Origin of the sequence: Rhodanobacter umsongensis (genome assembly GCF_042654965.1) — a bacterium.
GTDB classification, from domain to species: domain Bacteria; phylum Pseudomonadota; class Gammaproteobacteria; order Xanthomonadales; family Rhodanobacteraceae; genus Rhodanobacter; species Rhodanobacter umsongensis.
Genome location: NZ_JBHSMK010000014.1, coordinates 1 through 1,192 on the forward strand (window position 1 = coordinate 1; position 1,192 = coordinate 1,192).

Annotated in this window: 1 protein-coding gene; it reads left to right on the forward strand. The window is 64.1% G+C overall.

Annotation, left to right across the window (positions count from 1 at the left end; genetic code table 11):
* Window positions 1–68 precede the first annotated feature (68 nt).
* Window positions 69–1,147 (forward strand): IS3 family transposase gene (locus ACFPME_RS17575; RefSeq protein ID WP_377306996.1). Its coding sequence is split into 2 segments (ribosomal slippage): window positions 69–327 and window positions 327–1,147, totalling 1,080 coding nucleotides; the frame shifts between segments, so codons are not numbered across the junction.
* Window positions 1,148–1,192 lie beyond the last annotated feature (45 nt).

Consider the following 1,192-nt stretch of genomic DNA (forward strand, 5'->3'; position numbering starts at 1 on the left):
CGACGTCCCCCCTCTTTTGAGTAGCACCGCGGTTTGGAGTCCAATCCCCCAACTGAAGGAGATTGGACGTGAAGAAGCGGTTTACCGAAGAACAGATCATCGGCTTCCTGCGCGAGGCTGACGTCGGCCTGCCGATCAAGGAGCTGTGCCGCAAGCACGGCTTCAGCGAGGCCTCCTACTACCTGTGGCGCAGCAAGTTCGGCGGCATGAGCGTGCCGGACGCCAAGCGCCTGAAGGAGCTGGAAACGGAGAACACGCGGCTGAAGAAGCTGCTGGCCGAGCAGATGCTTGAGAACGAGGTGATCCGGGACGTCCTGCGAAAAAAACCGTAGGCGCACCGGCCCGGCGAGCGTTGGTGCGCCAGATGATCGACAAGGGGCTGAGCGAGCGGTGCTCGTTGCGCGTCGTGGGCATGAGCGCCAGCGCGTACCGCTATCAGGCGCAACCGGACCGCAACGTGGCATTGCGGCGGCGGATCGTGGAGCTGGCGCAGCGGCACAAGCGCTACGGGGTGGGAATGATCCACTTGAAGCTTCGGCAGGAGGGCGGCGAGCCGGTGAACTACAAGCGCGTGGAGCGGCTGTATCGGGAGGAACGGCTACAGGTGCGCCGGCGCAAGCGGAAGAAAGTGCCGGTGAGCGAGCGGCAACCGCTGTGTCGTCCATCGGCACCCAACGAGGTGTGGTCGATGGATTTCGTGTTCGATCGCACCGCCGACGCACGCGTGCTCAAGTGCCTGACCATCGTCGACGACGCCACGCATGAATCGGTGGGCATCGAAGTCGAGCGAGCCATCTCCGGCGCGGGCGTGACGCGCGTGCTGGACCGCCTGGCGATCATACGCGGCTTGCCCAAGACGATTCGCACCGACAACGGCAAGGAGTTCTGCGGCAAGGCGATGGTCGCCTGGGCGCACGAGCACGGCGTGCAGCTGCGCCTGATCGAACCGGGCAAGCCAAACCAGAACGCCTACATCGAATCGTTCAACGGCCGCCTGCGCGATGAGTGCCTCAACGAACACTGGTTTCCCAGCCTGCTACACGCCCGGACCGAGATCGAACGCTGGCGGCGGGAATACAACGAGGAGCGACCGAAGAGGGCATTGGGCGGGCTGACACCGGCCGCCTACGCGAAGCAGTTAAAGTAACACCGGACTCTAAACCCACCCGCTACTCAAAGCGGGGGGACGTCG